Genomic DNA, 20240 nt, shown 5'->3' on the forward strand with positions numbered 1-20240 from the left:
GGTCAGGACTCCTCGTGGTGCGCGGGATCGGCGTCGAAGAGTCGCCCGTCCGCACGCCCGAGGCCCGTGATCGCCAGCACCTCCGCCTCGTCGAGCGCGACCTCTGCGGCGGCGAGGTTCGCGACCTGGTGCTCGAGCGACGAGGCCTTCGGGATCGAGACCGTGCCGCGGGCGACGTGCCAGGCGAGAACCGTCTGTGCCGGGGTGATGCCGTGCGAGGCCGCGACCTCGCGGATCACGTCTTCGTCGAGCAGTTCCTTCGCCCGGCCGAGCGGGCTCCACGCCTCGGTGAGGATGCCGTGCTCCCGGTGGTACGCGAGCTGCTCGCTCTGCGGGAAGTAGGGGTGCACCTCGATCTGGTTCACGACGGGACGCACCCCGGTCTCGCGCTCGATGCGCTCGAGGTGCTCGGGCAGGAAGTTCGAGACGCCGATCTGGCGCACGACCCCGCGCTGCTGGGCGTCGACGAGCGCCGCCCACGCCTGCACGTACTCGTCCTGGCTCGGGTTGGGCCAGTGGATGAGGTGCAGGTCGGTGATGTCGAGGCCGAGACGCGACCGGCTCTCCTCGATGCTCGTCCGGGCCTTCTCGGCGGGGTGATGGCGACCGGGAAGTTTCGTGGTCACGATGATCTCGTCGCGATCGATGTCGGACGCCGCGACCCCGCGTCCGACGGAACCCTCGTTCTCGTAGTTGAAGGCGGAGTCGATGAGGCGGTACCCGGCACCGATGGCGCCGGTCACGGCATCCGCCCCGGCATCGCCGTTGAGCGCGTACGTCCCCAGGCCGATCGCCGGCAGGGCGAATCCGTTGTGGGCGGTGAACGTGGGGATGGCGGGCTGAGTGCTCACGGTGCTCCTTCTCGGTCGGTGTCTCGAGCGTACGCTGGAGGGATGACACCCGAGGCGGAGATGGCGCCGCATGACGCAGCGATCACGGATTCCGCCCGGTGCCCCTGCGGATCGGGCGACCTCTTCGGCGGATGCTGCGGTCCGATCCTTCGGGCCGAGACCACCGCCCCGACGGCCGAGCGGCTGATGCGGTCGCGCTACACGGCGTTCGTGATCGGCGACGTCGCCCACCTGCGCGCGACCTGGCACGCCGCCACGCGACCGGCATCGATCGAGATCGAACCGGACCTGCGCTGGCGGCGACTCGTGGTGCTCGACCGGGAGGCGGGCGGCCCCTTCGATCGTGACGGGGTCGTGGAGTTCGCGGCGCACTGGCTCCAGAACGGAGCCCGCGGCGTGCTGCACGAACGCAGCAGGTTCGTTCGCGAGGAGCGCCGGTGGCTGTACGTCGACGGCGACCTGCTGTGATGGCGGCCCCCGCCAGACGATAGATTGGACAGCGTGAACGCCAGCTCCGAACATCAGCGCATCCTGCTCGACATCGCCGACCTCGACCGGCGCATCGCGCAGGCCGATCGTGCCCGCACCCATCCCTCGCAGGCCGCGCGCATCAACGAGCTGGTGGCGATCCGTCAGGAGCAGCTGCGCGAGCTCACCGCGCTCACCGGCACCCGCGACGACGCACGCACCGAACTGACCCGTCTCGAGTCCGACGTGAAGCTCGTCGAGCAGCGCCGGGCACGCGACGCCGAGCGTCTCGCGGTCGCGACCGACCCCAAGCAGGCGCAGGCCCTCGAGCACGAGATCGCGAGTCTCACCCGCCGCCAGAGCGACCTCGAAGACGCCGAGCTCGACGTCATGGGGCGGGTCGAAGAAGCCGAGTCCGCGGTCGCCGCTCAGCAGGCGCTCATCGACATCACGACCGCCGAGGGCTCGACGCTCAGCGCGCAGGGCAAGGCCGACGTCGCCGCCGCTGCCGAGCTCGGCGTCCAGCTCGCCCGCGATCGTGCAGCCGTGGCCGAGAGCATCCCCGCGCCGCTGCTGGCCGAGTACACGCGTCGCGCCGCGAACAGTGCGGGTGCGGCCCTGCTGACCCGTGGCACGTGCGAGGGGTGCCGCATGATGCTCCCCAGCACCGACATCGCCGAGATCCGTCGCGCCGCCGAGGACGCGGTCGTGTATTGCCCCGAGTGCGGCTGCATCCTGGTGCGCACGGAGGAATCGGGACTGTGATGCACGCGGCGCTCTCGTCGTGAGCGCGTCGCCCACATCGTCCGAGCGACGCATTCTGCTGGTCGCCGACGGCAGCGGCGCATACGTCGCCGTCGATCTCGATGCCGCGGACGTCGAGATCCGCCGAGAGAGCCTGAGTGAGCGCGATCTGCCGGGCTGGGTGGCCGAGTCCGAGCAGCGCGACGCGCCGCGCTGGGTGATCCGCAGCGCGCGCGAGACCTATGCACCGCTGCTCGCCGACGGCGTGCGGGTCGGACGCACCCATGATCTGGTCCTGTGCCACGCGATCCTCCGCGACACGGCATCCGTCCCGCACCCTCTGGAGCCGTCCGAGGACTGGATGCGCCGCGAGGCGCCCGATGCGGCACCCGGGCTGTTCGATCTCTTCGACACGGACTCGACGCGCGGGGATCCGGTCGCCGACGCCCTGGAGCAGTACCGCGCGCAGCGCGGGGTGATCGCCGCGGCATCCGACGGCCGGCTCGCCCTGCTCTGCGCCGCGGAATCCGCCGGCGGCCTGGTGGCCGAGGAGATGCGCGCGGCGGGGGTGCCCTGGAACGAGGGCGTGCACGACGAGATCCTCACCGAGACGCTCGGCGCTCGATCGCTCGCCGGCGGGCTCCCGGCGAAGATGGTCGCGCTCGGCGAACAGGTGCGCGCGATCCTCGGCGACGCCACCCTCCATCTCGACAGCCAGCCGAAGCTCCTGCGGGCGCTGCACCGCTCCGGGGTCCCCGTCGAGTCGACGAGCAAATGGGAGCTCGCGCAGTACGAGCACCCGGTCGTCGAACCGCTCCTGGCCTACAAGAAGATGTCGCGTCTGCTCAGCGCCAACGGGTGGGTCTGGCTCGCCGACTGGGTGCACCGCGGGCGGTTCCGCCCGGTGTACATCCCCGGTGGCGTCGTGACCGGGCGCTGGGCATCGGCCGGCGGGGGAGCGCTGCAACTGCCGCGCAGTCTGCGCCCCGCCGTACGGGCGGACCCCGGGTGGACTCTCGTGGTCGCCGATGTCGCCCAGCTCGAGCCGCGCATGCTCGCGGCGATGGCCTCGGATGCCGCGATGGCGCGTGCGGCGCAGGGCACCGATCTGTACGCCGGAGTCGTCGACTCGGGCGCGGTGGCGACACGCGAAGAGGCCAAGTACGCCGTGCTCGGTGCCATGTACGGTGCGACGACGGGCGACAGCGGCCGGCTCGTGCCGCGACTGCGCAAGGTCTACCCGCGAGCGATGGCGCTCGTCGATGCCGCCGCACGCGCGGGGGAGGACGGCGGGGTGGTCTCGACCTGGCTCGGACGCTCGTCGCCGAAGCCGTCACCCGAGTGGGCAGCGCTCCAGTCCGCGGCCACCGGAGAGGACGTCGACGCGGCGCTGGTCGCGCAGGCGCGGCGCAGCGCTCGCGACTGGGGGCGTTTCACCCGCAACTTCGTGGTGCAGGGCACCGCGGCGGAGTGGTCGCTGATCTGGCTGGCCGAGATCCGTCATCGGTTGCGCGGCCTGCCGCCCGCTGCGACGCCGGCCTCAGCATCCGGCCCCTTCGCGGAGGCCGCGCACCTCGCGTTCTTCCTGCACGACGAGGTGATCCTGCACGTCCCCGCCGAGCTCGCGGATGCCGCCGCCGACGCCGTGCGCGAGGCGGCGGCCGTCGCGACCACACGCCTGTTCGGTACGTTCCCGATCGACGTGCCACTGGATCTGCGCATCACCGAGTCCGCCGAGAAATGAGGCGCGGCCGGGCGTCGTAGACTGGCAGATGCGAATGGGTCGACTGGACGGTCGCGTGGCGGGCAACCGCACCGAGGAACGTCCGGGCTCCACAGGGCAGGGCGGTGGGTAACACCCACCCGGAGTGATCCGCGAGACAGTGCCACAGAGAGCAGACCGCCCCCGGTTCGCCGGGGGTAAGGGTGAAAGGGTGGTGTAAGAGACCACCGGGGGACATGGTGACATGTCCCGCCAGGTAAACCTCGCCCGGAGCAAGGTCAGACAGAGGATGTTGACGCGGCTCGCCGAGTCCTCGGGTAGACCGCTGGAGCGGCGCGGCAACGTGTCGCCGAGAGAGATGGCCGTCGAAGGGGCGAAGAACCCCGGAACAGAACCCGGCGTACAGGTCGGCCCATTCGCATAAACCGACTTGATCAGGTGTTTTACTAGCCGACCCCGTGCAGCGTCCGCGAGGAGTCCGCAGAATTCCCAAGAACGCTGTCCACGGCCTCTCGAGTCCGATCGTCAGAGTCCGCCCACATATGCCCGTAGGTATCCAGGGTCTCGGTTGCTGACTTGTGGCCGAGCCGCGCCTGAACCGTCTTCACCGATTCGCCGTATCGGATCAGCAGACTCGCGTAGTAGTGCCGGAGCGCATGCATACCTGTGCCGGTCTCAGTGGTCAGGCCGACCGTCTTTGCGACCGGTCGCCATATGTGCCCAAACCGCTGCCGGGTGAGCGGCTGACCAAGCCACGTAAACAACAGACCCGCGTCCCCGATGTCGTAACTCGCCAGGTGATCGTTCAGAGCTTTGACGACGACACGGGGCAGCGGGATCACCCGGCGTGACGCCTCAGTCTTTGTCGGCGCGAAATCCGTCAGCCCGCCAGGCTTTGTCACCAACTGACGATCGACTGTCACAGACGGATTCTTGCCCAGTAGTCGCAACCTGTCGCGCGTGAGCCCGAGCACTTCCCCCTGCCGCATCCCTGTGCCCGCTGAGAGGATCACCAGCGCCCGAAGCTCGGTGGGGAGAGAGTCAGCGAGCTGATCGACCTGAGCGGTCGTCAGAGGGCGTATGCGCGTCTTCTCGACCGTGGGCAGCTTGATCCGTGTACAGGGCGAGTTCGCAAGCTTACGATCGTGCACAGCCGCTCGGAAGATCGAAGCGACGACCGTGTACACGACGCCCACCGTTGCCGGCGCCAGTGGCTTGCGACCGCTCTCCGGATCACCCGTCGCTAATCGCTTGACCCAGCCCTGAACCGTCGTCGTAAGGATGCTCCCCATCGGGAGATCCCCGAGAACTGGATACGCGTGGCGCTCGAGATGCCCACGGTAGAGGAGCGACGTCGCATCCTTGTGAACCTGCGCGGAAAGCCAGGCTTCTGCGTAAGCCCGGAAGGTGACCTTTGCAGAGTTCGGGTCTATGTATTGACCTGTAACGACAGAGGCCGTCACCTCGTTCAGCCAACGGTTCGCCAGCTTTTTCTGGGGAAAGCTCTTCGCGTGCTCTTTACCCGCGGCATCGAAGTATCGAGCGCGGTACTGCATCCCCACCCCGTAGCGACTGGACCGTTCTCGCTTGCCGTTTTCGCGACGATGCCATCGATCCTCGACGTACTGCCTCACCATGCGATGGTCACTCCTCCCCCTTATCCACGCCGGAAGCACCTAGTTGGTAGTTCCCAATCGAAACTCCCGCGAAAAGGTGCTCTATTGCGAGAAGTTGAGCAGCAAACTGATCCGCAGCGTCGCCGCCCTGAGCTACCTCGTTCCGATTAAATCTCAGCTCGGCGACCTCTCGAACGCCCGAGTTCAGTGTCGGGATCTCGCCGTAACGCTCTTCGTAGCTTGCGATTTTCAGGCGAAGCTCAAACGCCTGGTAAGCGGCCGAGGAGAGGTGGTGACCAAGTCCAACGCCCGCGCGGAGATGAGCAATGGCACGGACGACATGATCAGCGAGCACCTCACTCTGAGTGATCAGCTGAGAAGTGTCGACCAGCCGGCCCGGAAGATGCAGCCTGTTGTTTTCGCCGGCCCCGCTCAACGGGAACGTCAGGAACGAATCGGCTACTAGCGCGTCCGCCGAACTCATGACCACACCCGGACGAACTTCTATGTCTTCACCCACCGGATAGATCAGGTCCCACAGTGGCGTACCTAGCGCGCGAGAGAGCATCGTCAGCTCGGTGATTGAGATCGTCTTCCTCTTGCCCGCGAAGAGACCGTTGAGGGTCGCCTTCTTTACTGAGTCGGGCTCGCCGAGAAAACGCGAGCACCGTTCAGCCAGTGCTTCAGTCGTCAGACGGCGCGCCTCCTTGTCTCGCTGGACTGCGCGCAAGATCTGCTTCGTGCGGCGAACCTCCCACTCATCGCCGTCGAGAGGTTCCAGGGAGTACTTGGGGGCATTATTCACAATTCACACACTATCTCCCGACTGGTGTTCGGAAAAGACTTGCATGTCCAGCAAGGTGCATGTATGGTGATTTCGAACAGGTTGAGCGATCGGCTCTTCCGAAAACGCATCGAGGAGGACACATGTCGCTTGCCGTAGATGAACCGCAGAAGCGGTTCTACTTCGTGAACGAGGTCGCCACCGAGCTTCGACGGTCAGAGGCTTCCATCCGATGGATGATCCATACCGGTCAGATCAAGACCGGCAAGATCGGTGGACGCATCGTGGTCGCTGCGGCTGAGATAGACCGCCTGATCTCAGAGGCGTTCGCGGAGGCCGGTTGATCACAAGATGAGTCCCTCAGACCATTCGCCCGATGCCTCGAGCCGGGTACCCGCGGAAGATTCCGGCGCCCTGCCGTACTCCGACCCCACGGGTAATCGCGTCGTCGAGTTGTTGACGGGCCAAGACGTAACTGTCTGCCTCAACGGTCAAGAGGTGTTCATCATGAACTCCGCCTTGTTGCTTGACCTGATCGGCCGACGCGTCACATTCGCACCATCGCGGCGAGGTAACTCGATTCGCGCACACAAGAAAAAAGCCTCCACCGACCAGGGTGGAGGCGCCCCCGCTGACCAGAGCGAGGGTGAAGTCAATCCGAAGGGACCCGAAAATGACTAGTACACAGATGGTATCGGACGCGCTCGCTCGCCGCACCTTGTTGGAAGACGGGGCGGGGAGTAATCAGGCAGCTCCGCCCCGAAACCGCCTGGAAGATGGTTTCGAGGAGTACGCCGCTGAATTCCTGCAGGCCCACCCGGAGATCTCTGCAGCGGTGCCGTTCTGGACGGAGGAGATCGACTTCTCCACGATCGAGTGCGACGTTGAAGACACGATCTTCTCGTTCTCCGCAGAGGTCGGTGTCGTCGAACTGTATGGCTGCGGCAAGTTGTTGCAGACAGGCGAGGTGCGGATCGATGACGCTGGCGCACCGAATGTGTATCTCCCTGCAGAGAACGATTTCAACACGGCTGACGATGCCGTTCGTTGGATGCTCGACGTCGCCCAGAACCTCATCACCGCCGCCGGCTTGTTGCGGGCCGAACCGAAGTTGTTGCGCAGGCCCGCAGGCGTTGACGAGCAGCTCCGGGAGTTGGACGCATGAGCGCCGCACCGGAGTTCGCGGATGCCGTGCGGTGGGCTTTCGAGGCAATCAAGGGCATACCGCGCAACAGCTTTTGGGTGCTCGAGGAGGGCGAGCCTTTGTATGCGCCGTTACCCAAGCGGATGACGAAGGTCCAGCCGGGGCACAGCAAAGAGGTTCTTGGAGAGACGAGGTGGTGGAACATCTACACCCCGGATGGGCGTCAAGTTGTTCCACGCGGTGATATTGCGAACCAGATCCGCGGCTACGACATCCTCCGCACGCCGCACGCAATCGGGATCATGCGCAACGGCAACCTGGCCGTGAACCGGGGCGACTACATCGTCGAGGCGATCTACGGCGACGTCGTGCACTACGTGCGCAAGGACGTGTGGCTTAAGGAGTTCCCCTCGTCACCGCTGCAGTGTGACCTCGCGCCGAGGTGGGAGCACAAGCTCAACACCAGATTCTCGCCGCGATACGTCGACTACGAAACCCGCAGCGAAACCGGCATCGAGTACGAACGGCGAATCGATCTGAGCAGGGGCACCGCACGCGACAGCCTTCGCGTGCGCATCGATGACGCGGACCCAGACAAGATCCGGGCTCGCGCCGAAGAGTTGTTGGAGTGGGCCAACCGAATCGAGAACGCAGACGCTGCGGCTTAATCGACCACTAGACCCGCAGGTGAGTCAAATGTTTCACCTGCCCCGCCGTCCCTCATCACCGGCCTGATGGGGGGCGGCGATCCATTTCAACTGAAGACCGACCCCAGAGAGGGGACCAGATGATCGACAAACCTAAGGAGAACGCCGCACAACTGCGGATGCGTAAGTTCCGGGAGGCTCAAGAGCGTATCGCCGCCGCCCGTGACAAGTCGAAGAGAAGGCACCCCGCCAGCGATGGAGCCCAATGAGGCGTGGGCGCCGATCCCCAACGAGCTGTTTCGGCTCGGGTGGAGGAAGACAGAGCTTCTCGTCTACGTCGCCTTGCTGTGTCTGCCATACCGAGACGACGGCACAGTAGTCGCAAGTCAATCGGTGATCTCCGAGGGCGCGAGTGTTTCGGTGCGGACGACGCGCGAAGTCATCCCGCGCCTCACCTCCGCGGGAATCGTCGTCCAGAGGCAGTTGTACGACGGCATCGCGAGCTACTACCGGGTCAACGAGATGCCGCGCGAGGGCGGGTTCTATCGGTTGCCGCGGCGATGGCTCTGGGAAGCCCCGCTGACTGCGGCAGAGAAGATCGTCTATCTCGTACTGCTATCCCGGCGTAATCGGCGCACGGGGGAAGCGACCGTCTCATGGCTGACGCTACTCGCCGAGGCACGCGTTACCCGCCGCACACTCGCCCCAGCGCTCGACACCCTCGAGACTGTGGGACTTATCCACAGGCTGCATCAACCGCGTCAAGGCAAACGCCAAGGCATCAACAGATACAAGGTGCAGCTACCCACCGAACACGTGCCCAGCACGTGAACCCCGGCAAAAGGGAACCTCGACCCCGGCAAAAGGGAACCTCGACCCCGGCAAAAGGGAACCAGGAACAAGAACCTATGACAAGAACCTCTTACAAGACAGTAGGTGCGACTGCGAGCAGTAGCACCAGCCGAACATTCACAAACCTCCGACAGAGCCGAGCCACGGCCAAGCAACGAACCCTGCTCCGAGACCTCTGGATCATCATCAGCGGCGATCTTCCATACCAAGAAGTGGAACAAGCCTGGCGGGCGCTCACAGTGCAGCAGGCCCGCGACCTCATCCGCGACTACTACAGCAGGTTCGGGCGGGCAGGGAACTACGACGGCGGGCTCGACGAATCCGACCCCAACGTCGAACACCTCTCACCCCAAGGGCAAGAGTTCGTGCGATCAGGCTTCGACCCCTACTTCGACTTCCACGCATCCAACTAACGGAGATGACGTGATCAGAAAGTCAGTTTTGTGCGATGCGTGCGATGCGGTGTTCGCCTCAACGGAGCGGATCGCGAACTACCAGCTCATCCAACAGGCACACCAAGACGGGTGGACATCCACCAACACCAACGGCACATGGACCAACCAGTGCCCAGACCACATGAACAACTAAGGAGAAAACCAATGGCACTTGACTACCTCGAAAGCAAGCTCGACGGGCTGCGTTCGGAAGCATCAGCAGTTCGGGCAGCGCACAGCAGTCTTCGCGACTCCGTCCACAACGACAAGAGCTTGAGCCTCCAGGGCAAGCAGGAGCAGATCAAGGATTCGAAGGCTCGCGCCGACGCTCGCATTTCGGCACTTCAGGCGGAGGAACTGCGCCTGATCAACGAGAAGCTCGAGTCATCGCAGCGAGTGCTGTTCGGGTCGACTATCTCGTCGAGTGACATCATCGCGGAACGAGACGCTCAGGATCGAGCCGACAACATCAAGGACGAAGCTGAAGCGCTGCGTCTCATCGAACGCAGCGTGCGCAGCGGTGACCGGTCGATGACCAACGCGATTCTGCGGCGGTCGCTCGACGCTTACTGGCCGAATGTGATCGATGAGGTCAGCAAGAGCTACCCCGCCTCCGCTGGCGTCGTCAATGACATCAGCGCACTGAACACCTCGCTCAACGACATTCGTCACGTCCTCAGCCGATCGATGGCGTACGGATCGGTCATCGACTGATGGGGGTCGTGACGATCGGCTCTCACGTCTTCGAGCTCCCCGACGAGGAAGCGAGCGTGCTGGGAGAGGCGGCGATGATCCAGTCACGCAAAGGCGGTTGGATCTCGCCGACGGATGATCTGCTCATCGCGGTGACGCCAGCGACGGAGATCAGCCTGCAGATCACAGGGGACTTCGCGGGGCTCGAAGCCGCCAAACCCGCCTCCATCATCGAAGCCGGCAACCGTCCGAGGCGTGCGGTATCTGTCTCGAACCGCGGCATCAGCTCTTGGTGAAAGAGATGGGCACCCCACCCTCCCCGGGGTGCCCATCTCGCACCCAAGGCATTGCGAGCATCCCTCCCCGGCTCACGAAACGACTGGCCCTTGAAGGGCAGAAAGGAGATCGGTCATGACAGTCAAACGACCGTCCGGGCTGAACGCCGCTGGACGAAAACTGTGGGACGCGATCACGGCGGACTTCGACCTCGCCGGCCATGAGCTCGCGCAGCTCGAGGAAGCGTGCCGGGTGCGCGACATGATCGTCACGCTACGTCGACAGCTCGCCGACGACGGGACCATGCTCGCATCATCGCAGGGCATGCGGTTGCATCCAGCGATTGCTGAGATCCGACAGCACCAACTGGCTCTAGCCCGGTTGTTGGCGACTCTGCAGGTTCCGGGGCTCGAGGAGGACGCGTTACCGTCGTCGTCAGGCGCCCGTGGCGTCTACCGGATGCGGAAGGTCGCCTGATGCGTCGGAAGCGTGTGGACAGCTCCACGCCCGTGCCGGCAGAGCTACGCGTGTTCGACGATGCTGGTCCGCTGCAGGACTGGCTCGCTGCGCGGAAGCGGTGGTGGGAGAGGAACCCGAACGCGTGGCCGGACATCATCGCGGTCTTGGGGCCGGGGGCGAATGTGCGTGCACGCCGTATGGGGCGTCGGGCGCCGTACCCGGATCTCGATGAAGGGCAGGACCGATGAGTCCAAAACGGCGGGGCGATGAACGCGGTGAAACGCCGGTCGACGTTCTGATGCGTGCGGTCGCCGCGAGGCGGCGGGCGGGTGGCCTGCCGTGGCCACCGATCCGAAACGACGGCCATTCGGGATCGAGGGCGGTGAATCGTGCGGCGGAAGAAGACAACTGACCTCGGGGTGGACGCCGAATTGCTCGGAGTCGATGCGCTGCCGCCCGCACCTGTCGATGACCCGGGGTTGCCTTACGTGCTGCGAAAAAAGCAGTTCGAACTCTGGCTCGAGCGCCGCCGATCGTGGGTGGAGCGTCGAGAACAGCACTCCGCTGAGCACGGGTGGCCTGGTGGAGATCTCGCCCGAATGCGAGAGGAAGACGAGGCCCACCCGATCCCCAACGCCCCCTTCGACCCGGCATGGGAAATCGCTCACGGCGGGCTTTAGAGGGCCGATCGTTTCGACCCCTGCGTGCGTAAATCTCGCAATGCCTTGGGAGCGACTTGAGGGGCAGGGGGAGGGGGTGGGTGGCCAGGGCTGTCACCCGTATGACGTTGAAGGAACTTATGACTTTGGAGGTATGAGATGGCTGATGATATTTCGGATGCGTTCGTGGGTATCCGGTCGCTGCAGAGGGATGTGCGTCGGTTGCAGAACGCGCGTCCTCTCGAGAACTCTTCGGTGACGAATGGCCGGCTGCGTTTCATCGGTGGGCTGTTGCTCATCGACTCGGGTGGCACGCTGCAGGTGATCGGGCAACTGTTTGGGGAGGGTCAGTTCCGGTGGGTGGGGCCGTGGCGTCTTGAGGGTCCGGGGACGATCACTGGGAATGTGAATCAGACCGGGAACACGACGCAGCAGGGCAACGTGACTCTGACGGGTGGCGGGAAGGTTACTGCTGGCAACGTGACGGTTGAGCCGAACCGGGTGACTGTGGGGTCTGCGTGGTTGGAGAACGGTGAGCTGGTGTTGTCGAATGGCGCGAAGGTCGCTGTGGGTCTCACTGGGGGTGCGTCGAGCATTGGCCTACTGCCGGGTGGGTCTGCGGATATCTCTGTGAATACGCTCACGGCATGGTTGCGGGCTACGGGCGCGGCGATCTCGGTGACGACGGCTCAGGCGCGTATCGCGGCGCCGACGATCATCCTGGACTCGCTGCCGACTGGTGCACCGTCTGGGGCGAAGGCGGTTCTGATTGATCCGTCGAACGGGAAGCTCTACCGCGCAGCCTGACCGATGTCGGACACCCTGCGTTTTCATTGCACCACGATTGAAGGGACGCTCATGTTCAGTGAGAAGTACGACGACATCCGCACGATCATCTCCAACGCGCAGACGAACGCGCTGCAGCTCAGCCTGGAGCTGAACCAGTCGCACACAGAGAACGGTGGGCCTGGTCTTTCGTCGGATCAGCAGCACGCCATGATCGCCAAGCTGACAGCAGAGGTGCACAACCTCGCGTTCGGGATCGGCAACCTCGTCGATCTGCTCGAGCAGGACGGGGTCGGAGTAAGCGGGTCCGAGTCTGACCCAGAGGAGGAGTAGGGGGCGGGCGGGGATCGATCCGGCTTGACGCTGGTCGTGCCCCGCCTACTTCCGTTGCCCCTTGTCGTCTCCTCTGCAAGGAAAGGAAAGAATCTTTGAACAATGCTCTTCCGGACGTCGCACAGGAAGTCGTGGAGTTGGTGGCAAAGGCGCGTCAAGAGGGTTGGTACCTCGACCATCCTGGTTGGGTAGCGGTCGATGAACGTTTGCGCAGTTTAGGGTTTTCAGCACCTCAGTGGTGACCGGAGCCAGGGCATACGCTGGACCTCGTGGACTACCTGACGAATGAGATTCGTGAAGCTACCCGGGTGGGTCTGTGGCACGTGGCGCTTCAAGCATCGCTCGCAGCAATCGACATCTGCGCCGCCCTGAACTCAGAGGACGGCAGGACCACCGGCGCCAGGTTTAAGCAGTGGGCGGCGGACTGGATAGGCTCAAGCCCCATCCACCCCGACTATCTGTGGCAGCTTCGGTGCGGAATATTGCACGAGGGCCGCCTGAAGGAGACACCCAGTGTCGTGTTCACAGTCCCGTTGAAAGCAGGTTGGGTCGTCCATCAGAACTCTGTTGATGGTGTCCAGCAAGTCGATCTACTTCTCTTTTGCAACGAGATTTGCACAAAGATCGAGAGCTGGTGGGAACTGTCAAAAGAGCGAGAGCCAGTGGCCACGAATGCCATGAGTCTTGTGCGGGAGCGACCCGATGGACTGCCAGGCTTCGGAAACGCAGTGAGGGTCATCGCCTGAACGGATGCGTCGGGCGAACTGTATTCTCACCGTATGATCGACGAAATATGGCGCCCGTTTATCGGATGGGGCATCGTTACTGCAGTAGTGCTTGCGGTCAGTGTCACAGTTGCGGCGCTCCACATGAGCCGGAGCAATGGAGCGAAGGTTCTCTACTTCGCCTGCATCGTCGGTGCGCCGCTCGCGGCCTTAGGCCTCGGCTGGCACGCTGCGGCTAGTGGCAAGAGCTTTGCGGGCGCCTACGCCGCGGTCATGGTCGCTGGCGGAACGGTAGCTCAAATCCTGCTCGATGTCTCGAGAAAGAACGACACTCCGCTGGTGGGCAAGCACAAGACGATTCAGATTCCATCGAAGCTGATCACAGTTGAAGGACAGCCAGCAACTGACGCGGCAGACACCTCGTCGATCAAGATCGTTGTTGGGGAGGACGACACCAGAGACACTCTCCGCGCGATCGGCTGGAGTCTTATTTTTGTTGGCGCGGTTGCTGGAGCCTGGGCAGTGTACGCCTGACCGTTTCGTCCGTTCGAGCGAAAAGGGTTCGTCTGCTTTCCTACTCTTCCTCTTCGACAGCCTTCCATTTAGCGTCCAGATCCGCCTGTTCCGACTTCCGAAGCTCAAGCAGCTTTTCGATGTCTCTCACCGAATACCCTTCGGCACCGAACTCTCCGTCCTTCATCGTGAATTTCTTGCCTCTATGCCGGTGCATGAAGGTATGAAGTATTGACGCGAGGGCGCCCAACCCGCCTGACGCTCCCAGCACCCGCACGCTCTCGAACCATAGATCCTCACCGGCAGACAGCTTGAGGATCGAGCTGTGCTCGATACCGTGCTCGTCCAGGAGTTCCAATAGCTCATCGCTGAACTCGGGCGGGAAGCTCAGCTCAAGCTCTTCATGCCCATGGAACCCGGGAGAGATGAGCAACCGGATCGAACCATCATCGTTTGACATGACGAGAGTTTGCCACGCTCAAGCATCCGACACAGCTAGTCGACCGCAATGCTCACCGCGTTGCCCCATACCCAGCAGCGGAAGATCTGGCGGAAGTGCAGCACCGTTCAGTTGGACACGGGCGGCGGTGTGGTTGCGGAGAGGCGGTAGTGGCCCATCCAGTCGCGACCAGAGATTCTGAGTTGTGGGAATTGGGCGATGTAGTGGTTGGCCACGCGCCTGTTCTGCGCTCGGATATCGAGATGGCAGCCGTCGAGTCCGTTCAGCCACGCGGCGACAGAGTCGCGTAGCGCCGGGGCGCTGGTGGCTCCGAATGCTCTGCCGTGGTTGGCGAGGGATACTCGGTTTCGGCTCTTGAAGATCACGTCGACGCTCGAACCTAGATCTGGGGCGAAGAGGACTAGACGATGCGGGTCGCGTAGCCTCCACGCAGTGTGGAGTGCGTATACGACGAAGCCTGCGACGAGCATCGCGAGCACCAGAAGGACGATCGCCAGGGCTCCCATCGGCATCCCCAGGAATAGGAAGGCGAGGATCTCCAGGGCGAGTAACCCGCCGGCTAGGAGCACCAGGCACCGGAAGGGAACGAACTTCCACATCAGTAGCGTCGCGGTGGACCCGGTCTGCTGGAGAGTCGTCCAGAACATCTCGAGGCTTGCTCGCCGCGTGCCTGCGGGGATGCTGCCTGAAAGATTGCGGCCTCGTTCGTTCATCACGACTCGGAGCCTATCGACCACCAGGCCAAGTTAAGTCTGCTGCACTAGGGAAACGGCGTTGCCCCACACCCAACACCGGAACGTCTGGTCGCCGGCGCGGAACTCGATGCCGGCGGCGAGGGGTGTGGAGCGCATGACCTTCGCTTCGACGCGCACGGCTTCGGGGCCGAAACGCACCCATGCGCGCACTGATGCTGGTCGCGGATATATCGTGACGGGCTGCTCGCGGATGTCGAGTTCACGATCGGTGAGGCTCTGCAGTGGACCGTGTTTCGCGGCCTCAAGAATCGATCGCGCCTGCGATTGCATGTCACGGTATGCGGAGAGCGTCGCCCCAGGGTTCCCCATAGCCGGCAGTTTCCTTCCTCCGGCCGAGAGAGATTTGATTGTACGTCTCGGCTCCGACGTCATGCATTGCGCACCCTCGGAGACGGGTGTCTGCTTGGCGGATGAAACAGCTAACAGTTCGCGAGTACCTGAGAGTCTCGAGAGACGTCCACGGCACGGGAAGAAGCCCCGATCAACAGCACAGCGAGAACAAGAAGTCGATCGAGGAACAGGGGTGGCGGCTTCACGATCTCCCGCCGTATAGGGATGCTGACAGAAGTGCGAGCCGGTACGCCAAGAAGGAACGTGAGGACTTCAAACGGCTGGTCGCCGACCTCGAGTCTGACGAATTTGACGCAGACGTTCTTGCGATCTGGGAGTCGAGCCGCGGATCGCGTCGAGTCGGTGAGTGGGTAGATCTCGTCGACCTCTGCCGGGAGCGCAACGTGCGGATCTGGGTCACCACGCATAACCGCATCTATGACTCTGCAAACGCTCGCGATCGTCGCAGCCTTCTTGAAGACGCTGTGGACGCGGAGTATGAGTCTGATAAGACGTCTGAGCGGCGCCGACGAAGCGCTCGGGCTTCAGCCGACGCTGGGCGCCCGCACGGAAGGAACATCTACGGCTATCTCCGCGTGTACGACGAGTTCACGCGAGAACTGCTCCGAGTGGAGCCGCACCCGGAAGAGGCGCCAGTCGTGATCGAGGCGGCGCGCCGCGTGCTCGAGGGGGACTCCTTCTACCAGATCGCTCGCGACATCAACGCCCGCCCGGTTCCCACTCGGGGTTCACGGCGCCTGCCTTCGCACGAGGCAGCCGCTTGGACACCGTCCATCGTGAAGCAGATGCTGCGTATTCCGGCATACGCCGGCAAACGTGACTACAAGGGAGAGATCGTCGGCGACGGCATGTGGGATGCCCTCATAGCGTTTGTGGACTGGCAGCACCTGCAACTCATCATGGCGGGGCCAAGTCGAAAGGGGCCGCGGGACCACACAGCGAAACACCTTTTGTCGAACATCGCGCAATGTGGGGTGTGTCGACAGCCGTTAAGGTCATGGAATTCCCAGCCCCGTGGGCGACAGGTCAGCGGTTCCGCTGGCGAGGGAACGGTTCTGTACTACTTCTGCTACGGAATACCGGGGATTCCACGAGGCTCCGACGCCAAAGGATGGCACGCCAGCATCCGAGCATCGTTTCTGGAACGCACGGTGCTTGAGCAGCTTTTCGCTCGGATGACGCAACCCGATCTCTTCCTCACACCCGATCCAGTGGATACGGAGAGCCTCGCCCGTAGAGCGACCTTGCTGGCGACGATCTCTGAGAGCGAGAACTACCTTGAGGAGGTTCGGGCGGAGGCGGCTGCTGTGCGACGCGTCGACCTTCTACTTGATCAAGAGGCTCGAGTGCGGCCAATCATCCAGCGCGCACGACGCGCCTTGCAAAACTCGCTTCCCATCGACCCGAGCATCGAACTACTTCTGCGATCGAGTGACCGTGCCACGACCTGGCAGTCCCTCGACATCGCAGCGCAACGCAGGGTGATTCGCCGCGTAGTCACTCCTGTCGTGCATCGTCTGGCGGCAGGGCGCAAGGGAAGTCGAGAGGCTAGCGCGAACAGGATCGAGCTGATCTGGAAATGAGCGCCTGCTCAAGATAGGCCATTCTGAATCGAGGGTGGCCCGTCGCTCGCCTTCGGGCCTCTATGTCAGTACATACGGGCACGATTTCTGAGTATCGTGCTGAGACTCAACCAATGAAAGGACGCCCGCCATGGCGAGTGTTACCCCGCGCACCACAACATCTGGTGAGGTGCGTTGGCGTGTGCAGGCGCGCCTCGATGGCTCAATGAAGCAGGCGACGTTCCTTGAGAAGAAGGGCGCCGATCAGTTCGCGGCACTCGTGGATCGTGTCGGGTGGGATGCTGCAGATCAGGTCCGCCAGGCGCGCGCTCAGAGGTCGGTAGAAGTCCCGACCCTCCGCGAGTACACCGCCCGCTACCTGTCGCCCGAGAGCGGCCTTCTTACGGGCGTGGAGCGCGGTACGCGTGAGGGTTACGAGGCCGAGGCTGAGAGGTCTTTCCTGCAGCGTCTGGGTGAACTCCCGATCGACGCGATCACGAAACCCGATGTCGGCTCGTGGCTCGCCTGGCAGGAACAGCAACCGACTTGGCGCGACAGGCAGAAGCCACCCGATCAGCAGCGCCCCATTTCCTCGAAGACGGTTCGGAACTACCACGCGTTGCTCTCCGCCGTGCTGCGCTCCGCGGTCGGTGAGGGACTCCTGAGCAACAATCCGGCCTACAAGATCCGCATCACGCGGGGCGTGAAAAAGGAGACCGTGTTCCTCTCCCCGACAGAATTTGCGACGCTACTTCACTTCGTACCCGAGCACTATCAGCGCTTCGTGCTCTTCCTTGCAGGCACCGGCCTGCGGTGGGGTGAGGCGACGGCCCTCACCTGGGCCGACGTGAACCTATACGGAAACCCGCCAACCGTACGCGTCACCCGCGCCTGGAAGAAGGCCAAGGGTGGGCCACTGCTCAGCTACCCGAAGACATCGAAGTCTCGCAGGTCCGTGTCACTGTTCCCGGACCTGGTGGCGATCATGGGGGAACCGGGGGCAGCGGACGAATGGGTTTTCCCTGCACCTCAGGGCGGGCACATGTGGCACGGTGTGTTCAGTACGCGAACGTGGCTCCCGGCCCTGCAGAAAGCGATGGATGCAGATGAGTGCCGAAAGGCGGGTCGAGACCCGCTGCTGCGCACACCGACGATCCACGGGCTCAGGCACACTCACGCGTCCTGGTTGATCGCTCAGGGCATCCCCCTGCCGTACATCCAAGCTCGTCTTGGGCATGAGTCGATCACAACCACGATCGACACGTACGGCCATCTAATCGCAGACGCACACGACCAGATGGCTTCGGCGATCGCCAGCACGCTCGAGGGAGTACGGCCGGCTCGGGCACTCCAAGCGAGGTGATGCTAGAAAGCGTCGACGAGTTACACGACGGGTCAGGTGAAGCGAGATGTTCGAGGTGGCTCAAATGAGCCACCTCGTTCTGGCTATGCTCGCGACATGGACTTCGTCGGTTGGTGGGAGAGCCTGCATCCTTGGTGGAATGATGCAGGGTGGCCCTGGATTTCGGATTGGATGCAGAGCGCAGGATTCGCGGGAACCGCTGCGGTCGCCGCGGCTGTGATCGCGTTCTTTAGCGCGAGGTCGCAGAAGCGACGTGAGTCCTGGTGGGAAACGATTCGGTGGTCAGTAGACCTCGCGCTCGAGGATCAAGATCCTGATTCTAGGCAGGGTGTCGTTGGACTGCGGGTGGTGCAGGCCTTGGCGAAGAGCAAGCACGTCAAAGACGACCAGTACAACGTCGTTCGAGCTGTTACTGGCGTGTTCCTTGACCCGAAGGCCGATGGAGACGAGACCGACGACTTTCCAGATGAACTCGCAGGGGACGGGGCCGGGGAAGATGTAGACGATTCCCAGTCCGAGAGTACATACTTGATCCAAGAGGAGGCGCAACATGACCACGGTTCACACGCACAGGCAGATTCGGACGAATCGCCGTCAGCCGTCCGCGGAGGAGCGGCGAGTAGCGGCCGAAATTCGCGTCTACGTAGACGCCCGCCAGAAGACGTCGACTCCGGATTGGATCGCTCGACTGGCCCGTAAATCAAACGACGCGGCGTAAGGCCCGTCTAAAGGCCCGTCCTGGCTTCGGCTGGGGCGGGTCTTTTCTGCGTCCATGGGTGTGCGTAGACCTCATCAGCGTCCGCGCAGAGTCCGCAGAACTCGCACACGGCGCCATCAAACGGCAACAACGAGCATCATAAGAAAGCCTGGTCAGAGCGCAGTAACATGAAGTGACAATCATGGGCAACTATCCCTGTTCAGAACCCGGCGTACAGGTCGGCCCATTCGCCTCGACGTGAAAGGCCCGGTGACCATCAGGTCACCGGGCCTTTTCGCGGTCTCGAGGGTGTCAGTCGCCCGCGAGCGAGGCTGCACCGATGATGCCGGAGTTGTTGCGGTGGATCGCCGGGACGATCGGGGTCTTCAGGTCGAGGAGCGGGAGGAAGTCGCCCGCGTTCTTCGACACGCCGCCGCCGACCACGAACAGGTCGGGGCTGAAGAGGAACTCGATGTGCGAGTAGAACGCCTGCAGGCGCTCGGCCCATTCGGCCCAGGTGAGCCCCTCGCGCTCGCGCGCCGAGGTCGCGGCCCACTGCTCGACGGACTCGTACTCGCGGAAGTTGAGGTGCCCGAGCTCGGTGTTGGGCAGCAGTACGCCGTCGTTGATGAAGGCCGAGCCGATGCCGGTGCCGAGGGTCGTGAGCAGGGTGAATCCGCGCACGTCGCGGGCCGCACCGTGCCGCGCCTCGGCGACGCCGGCGGCATCCGCATCGTTCACGAACACGATGTTGCGGCCGAGGCCGTCGCGGAAGAAGCGCTCGGCGTCGAAGTCGACCCACTCCTTCGAGACGTTGGCGGCCGACAGCGTCTTGCCGCGCTTCACGATGGCCGGGAAGGCCACGCCGAGGGGGAGGGTCGACTCGTGCACGTCGAGGGTCTTCAGCACCGTCTGCACGGCCTGCAGCACGTCGCCGGGAGCCGCGCCCTCGGGTGTGGGCACCCGTACCCGATCGGACGCCATCGTGCCGTGCTCGAGGTCGACGATTCCTGCCTTGATTCCGGTACCGCCGATGTCGACGCCGATCGCTTTTGCCATGACCCACAGCATAGCGACAGGCGTTCGCGCCAGTAGGATCGATGACATCAGACGACGAAGGGACGGGCCATGTCGGACGGCGAACACAAGTACTGGTACAACCTCGAGACCAAGCAGGTCGAATTCGGGATGATCTCGCAGTCGATCGACCGCGTGGGCCCGTTCGACACCGAGGCCGAGGCCGCGAACGCACCCGAGACGCTGAAGGCGCGCTCCCGCGCCTGGGCCGATGAAGAAGCGGCCGAATCCGGCTGGGACGAAGGAAAGGGCTGAGGCTCCGCACGAT

25 protein-coding genes and 1 other RNA gene are annotated in these 20240 nt (G+C 63.7%); 19 read left to right on the forward strand and 7 right to left on the reverse strand.

The genetic code is table 11. From position 1 onward, the window contains the following. Positions 1 to 2 precede the first annotated feature (2 nt). Positions 3 to 851 (reverse strand): aldo/keto reductase, encoded by an 849-nt coding sequence (locus WFJ97_RS01640; protein ID WP_336640259.1) that lies wholly within the window; start codon positions 849 to 851, stop codon positions 3 to 5. A 42-nt stretch (positions 852 to 893) separates the two neighbouring features. Between WFJ97_RS01640 and WFJ97_RS01645 the strand changes: the two genes are divergently transcribed. From WFJ97_RS01645 to rnpB, 4 genes are all read left to right on the forward strand, one after another. After that, complete coding sequence (locus tag WFJ97_RS01645) at positions 894 to 1319, forward strand: YchJ family protein (RefSeq protein WP_336640260.1); 426 nt, start codon at positions 894 to 896, stop codon at positions 1317 to 1319. Positions 1320 to 1352: 33 nt separating this feature from the next. Then, positions 1353 to 2084 carry a zinc ribbon domain-containing protein gene (locus WFJ97_RS01650; protein WP_247622335.1) on the forward strand — a complete coding sequence of 244 codons (732 nt, stop codon included), beginning with the start codon at positions 1353 to 1355 and terminating at the stop codon, positions 2082 to 2084. Positions 2085 to 2103: 19 nt separating this feature from the next. Further along, positions 2104 to 3807: a bifunctional 3'-5' exonuclease/DNA polymerase gene (locus tag WFJ97_RS01655; protein WP_336640261.1), complete on the forward strand. Its 1704-nt coding sequence runs from the start codon at positions 2104 to 2106 to the stop codon at positions 3805 to 3807. A 35-nt stretch (positions 3808 to 3842) separates the two neighbouring features. Beyond that, an RNA gene (gene rnpB / locus WFJ97_RS01660) (RNase P RNA component class A) lies at positions 3843 to 4205 on the forward strand. A gap of 27 nt (positions 4206 to 4232) precedes the next feature. Here the strand turns inward: rnpB and WFJ97_RS01665 are convergent. Together WFJ97_RS01665 and WFJ97_RS01670 are read right to left on the reverse strand one after the other, a co-directional pair. After that, a complete protein-coding gene (locus WFJ97_RS01665) occupies positions 4233 to 5423 on the reverse strand; it encodes a tyrosine-type recombinase/integrase (RefSeq protein ID WP_336640262.1) in 1191 nt (396 codons plus the stop codon). Between the two features lie 7 nt (positions 5424 to 5430). Further along, positions 5431 to 6207: a hypothetical protein gene (locus WFJ97_RS01670; protein ID WP_336640263.1), complete on the reverse strand. Its 777-nt coding sequence runs from the start codon at positions 6205 to 6207 to the stop codon at positions 5431 to 5433. A 122-nt stretch (positions 6208 to 6329) separates the two neighbouring features. Here WFJ97_RS01670 and WFJ97_RS01675 point away from each other — a divergent pair, with 122 nt between their 5' ends. The 12 genes from WFJ97_RS01675 (at position 6330) to WFJ97_RS01730 (ending at position 13728) form a co-directional block, all read left to right on the forward strand. Beyond that, on the forward strand, positions 6330 to 6530 hold the full coding sequence (locus WFJ97_RS01675) for a helix-turn-helix domain-containing protein (protein WP_336640264.1): 201 nt from the start codon (positions 6330 to 6332) through the stop codon (positions 6528 to 6530). 329 nt (positions 6531 to 6859) lie between these two features. Further along, on the forward strand, positions 6860 to 7351 hold the full coding sequence (locus WFJ97_RS01680) for a hypothetical protein (RefSeq protein WP_336640265.1): 492 nt from the start codon (positions 6860 to 6862) through the stop codon (positions 7349 to 7351). Then, complete coding sequence (locus WFJ97_RS01685; protein WP_336640266.1) at positions 7348 to 7998, forward strand: hypothetical protein; 651 nt, start codon at positions 7348 to 7350, stop codon at positions 7996 to 7998. The genes WFJ97_RS01680 and WFJ97_RS01685 overlap by 4 nt, the downstream gene beginning before the upstream one ends. Positions 7999 to 8232: 234 nt before the next feature. Continuing rightward, positions 8233 to 8808 (forward strand): hypothetical protein, encoded by a 576-nt coding sequence (locus tag WFJ97_RS01690; protein ID WP_336640267.1) that lies wholly within the window; start codon positions 8233 to 8235, stop codon positions 8806 to 8808. A gap of 233 nt (positions 8809 to 9041) precedes the next feature. Next, on the forward strand, positions 9042 to 9242 hold the full coding sequence (locus WFJ97_RS01695; protein WP_336640268.1) for a hypothetical protein: 201 nt from the start codon (positions 9042 to 9044) through the stop codon (positions 9240 to 9242). Between the two features lie 186 nt (positions 9243 to 9428). Further along, positions 9429 to 9977 (forward strand): hypothetical protein, encoded by a 549-nt coding sequence (locus WFJ97_RS01700; RefSeq protein WP_336640269.1) that lies wholly within the window; start codon positions 9429 to 9431, stop codon positions 9975 to 9977. Positions 9978 to 10033: 56 nt separating this feature from the next. Next, the gene (locus tag WFJ97_RS01705) at positions 10034 to 10252 is read left to right on the forward strand and encodes a hypothetical protein (protein ID WP_336640270.1); all 219 of its coding nucleotides are present in this window, start codon (positions 10034 to 10036) and stop codon (positions 10250 to 10252) included. A 115-nt stretch (positions 10253 to 10367) separates the two neighbouring features. Then, a complete protein-coding gene (locus WFJ97_RS01710) occupies positions 10368 to 10709 on the forward strand; it encodes a terminase (RefSeq protein ID WP_247623424.1) in 342 nt (113 codons plus the stop codon). 800 nt (positions 10710 to 11509) lie between these two features. Next, positions 11510 to 12157, forward strand: coding sequence for a hypothetical protein (locus tag WFJ97_RS01715; protein ID WP_336640271.1), 648 nt, complete (start codon positions 11510 to 11512; stop codon positions 12155 to 12157). Between the two features lie 3 nt (positions 12158 to 12160). After that, positions 12161 to 12469, forward strand: coding sequence for a hypothetical protein (locus WFJ97_RS01720; protein ID WP_336640272.1), 309 nt, complete (start codon positions 12161 to 12163; stop codon positions 12467 to 12469). Between the two features lie 269 nt (positions 12470 to 12738). Continuing rightward, a complete protein-coding gene (locus WFJ97_RS01725) occupies positions 12739 to 13215 on the forward strand; it encodes a hypothetical protein (RefSeq protein WP_336640273.1) in 477 nt (158 codons plus the stop codon). A 33-nt stretch (positions 13216 to 13248) separates the two neighbouring features. Further along, positions 13249 to 13728, forward strand: coding sequence for a hypothetical protein (locus tag WFJ97_RS01730; RefSeq protein ID WP_336640274.1), 480 nt, complete (start codon positions 13249 to 13251; stop codon positions 13726 to 13728). 40 nt (positions 13729 to 13768) lie between these two features. On the opposite strand, the gene WFJ97_RS01735 is transcribed toward WFJ97_RS01730, so the two are convergent. The 3 genes from WFJ97_RS01735 to WFJ97_RS01745 form a co-directional block, all read right to left on the reverse strand. Next, positions 13769 to 14167, reverse strand: a complete 399-nt coding sequence (locus tag WFJ97_RS01735; protein ID WP_336640275.1) for a hypothetical protein — start codon at positions 14165 to 14167, stop codon at positions 13769 to 13771. A 107-nt stretch (positions 14168 to 14274) separates the two neighbouring features. Next, positions 14275 to 14883 (reverse strand): hypothetical protein, encoded by a 609-nt coding sequence (locus WFJ97_RS01740; RefSeq protein WP_336640276.1) that lies wholly within the window; start codon positions 14881 to 14883, stop codon positions 14275 to 14277. Positions 14884 to 14913: 30 nt separating this feature from the next. After that, on the reverse strand, positions 14914 to 15192 hold the full coding sequence (locus WFJ97_RS01745; protein ID WP_336640277.1) for a hypothetical protein: 279 nt from the start codon (positions 15190 to 15192) through the stop codon (positions 14914 to 14916). Between the two features lie 140 nt (positions 15193 to 15332). On the opposite strand from WFJ97_RS01745, the gene WFJ97_RS01750 reads away from it, so the two are divergent. Further along, entirely contained in the window at positions 15333 to 16856 is a 1524-nt protein-coding gene (locus WFJ97_RS01750; RefSeq protein ID WP_336640278.1) for a recombinase family protein, read from the forward strand. Between the two features lie 130 nt (positions 16857 to 16986). Then, on the forward strand, positions 16987 to 18198 hold the full coding sequence (locus WFJ97_RS01755; RefSeq protein WP_336640279.1) for a tyrosine-type recombinase/integrase: 1212 nt from the start codon (positions 16987 to 16989) through the stop codon (positions 18196 to 18198). A gap of 1009 nt (positions 18199 to 19207) precedes the next feature. Here the strand turns inward: WFJ97_RS01755 and ppgK are convergent. Continuing rightward, positions 19208 to 19954, reverse strand: a complete 747-nt coding sequence (gene ppgK / locus WFJ97_RS01760; protein WP_247622337.1) for a polyphosphate--glucose phosphotransferase — start codon at positions 19952 to 19954, stop codon at positions 19208 to 19210. A gap of 69 nt (positions 19955 to 20023) precedes the next feature. On the opposite strand from ppgK, the gene WFJ97_RS01765 reads away from it, so the two are divergent. Further along, positions 20024 to 20227: an SPOR domain-containing protein gene (locus WFJ97_RS01765; RefSeq protein WP_247622338.1), complete on the forward strand. Its 204-nt coding sequence runs from the start codon at positions 20024 to 20026 to the stop codon at positions 20225 to 20227. The last annotated feature ends 13 nt before the right edge of the window (positions 20228 to 20240 follow it).

Source organism: Microbacterium sp. USHLN272 (assembly GCF_037149655.1).
Taxonomy (GTDB): domain Bacteria; phylum Actinomycetota; class Actinomycetes; order Actinomycetales; family Microbacteriaceae; genus Microbacterium; species Microbacterium galbinum.

Bases quoted from the DNA above. Each gene is read 5' to 3' on its own strand.
- WFJ97_RS01645 (WP_336640260.1), top strand. From the start codon at position 894: ATGACACCCGAGGCGGAGATGGCGCCGCATGACGCAGCGATCACGGAT.
- WFJ97_RS01685 (WP_336640266.1), top strand. From the start codon at position 7,348: ATGAGCGCCGCACCGGAGTTCGCGGATGCCGTGCGGTGGGCTTTCGAG.
- WFJ97_RS01755 (WP_336640279.1), top strand. From the start codon at position 16,987: ATGGCGAGTGTTACCCCGCGCACCACAACATCTGGTGAGGTGCGTTGG.
- ppgK (WP_247622337.1), bottom strand. From the start codon at position 19,954: ATGGCAAAAGCGATCGGCGTCGACATCGGCGGTACCGGAATCAAGGCA.
- WFJ97_RS01750 (WP_336640278.1), top strand. From the start codon at position 15,333: ATGAAACAGCTAACAGTTCGCGAGTACCTGAGAGTCTCGAGAGACGTC.
- WFJ97_RS01690 (WP_336640267.1), top strand. From the start codon at position 8,233: ATGGAGCCCAATGAGGCGTGGGCGCCGATCCCCAACGAGCTGTTTCGG.
- WFJ97_RS01735 (WP_336640275.1), bottom strand. From the start codon at position 14,167: ATGTCAAACGATGATGGTTCGATCCGGTTGCTCATCTCTCCCGGGTTC.
- WFJ97_RS01730 (WP_336640274.1), top strand. From the start codon at position 13,249: ATGATCGACGAAATATGGCGCCCGTTTATCGGATGGGGCATCGTTACT.
- WFJ97_RS01700 (WP_336640269.1), top strand. From the start codon at position 9,429: ATGGCACTTGACTACCTCGAAAGCAAGCTCGACGGGCTGCGTTCGGAA.
- WFJ97_RS01710 (WP_247623424.1), top strand. From the start codon at position 10,368: ATGACAGTCAAACGACCGTCCGGGCTGAACGCCGCTGGACGAAAACTG.
- WFJ97_RS01680 (WP_336640265.1), top strand. From the start codon at position 6,860: ATGACTAGTACACAGATGGTATCGGACGCGCTCGCTCGCCGCACCTTG.
- WFJ97_RS01665 (WP_336640262.1), bottom strand. From the start codon at position 5,423: ATGGTGAGGCAGTACGTCGAGGATCGATGGCATCGTCGCGAAAACGGC.
- WFJ97_RS01720 (WP_336640272.1), top strand. From the start codon at position 12,161: ATGTCGGACACCCTGCGTTTTCATTGCACCACGATTGAAGGGACGCTC.
- WFJ97_RS01765 (WP_247622338.1), top strand. From the start codon at position 20,024: ATGTCGGACGGCGAACACAAGTACTGGTACAACCTCGAGACCAAGCAG.
- WFJ97_RS01675 (WP_336640264.1), top strand. From the start codon at position 6,330: ATGTCGCTTGCCGTAGATGAACCGCAGAAGCGGTTCTACTTCGTGAAC.
- WFJ97_RS01715 (WP_336640271.1), top strand. From the start codon at position 11,510: ATGGCTGATGATATTTCGGATGCGTTCGTGGGTATCCGGTCGCTGCAG.
- WFJ97_RS01745 (WP_336640277.1), bottom strand. From the start codon at position 15,192: ATGCAATCGCAGGCGCGATCGATTCTTGAGGCCGCGAAACACGGTCCA.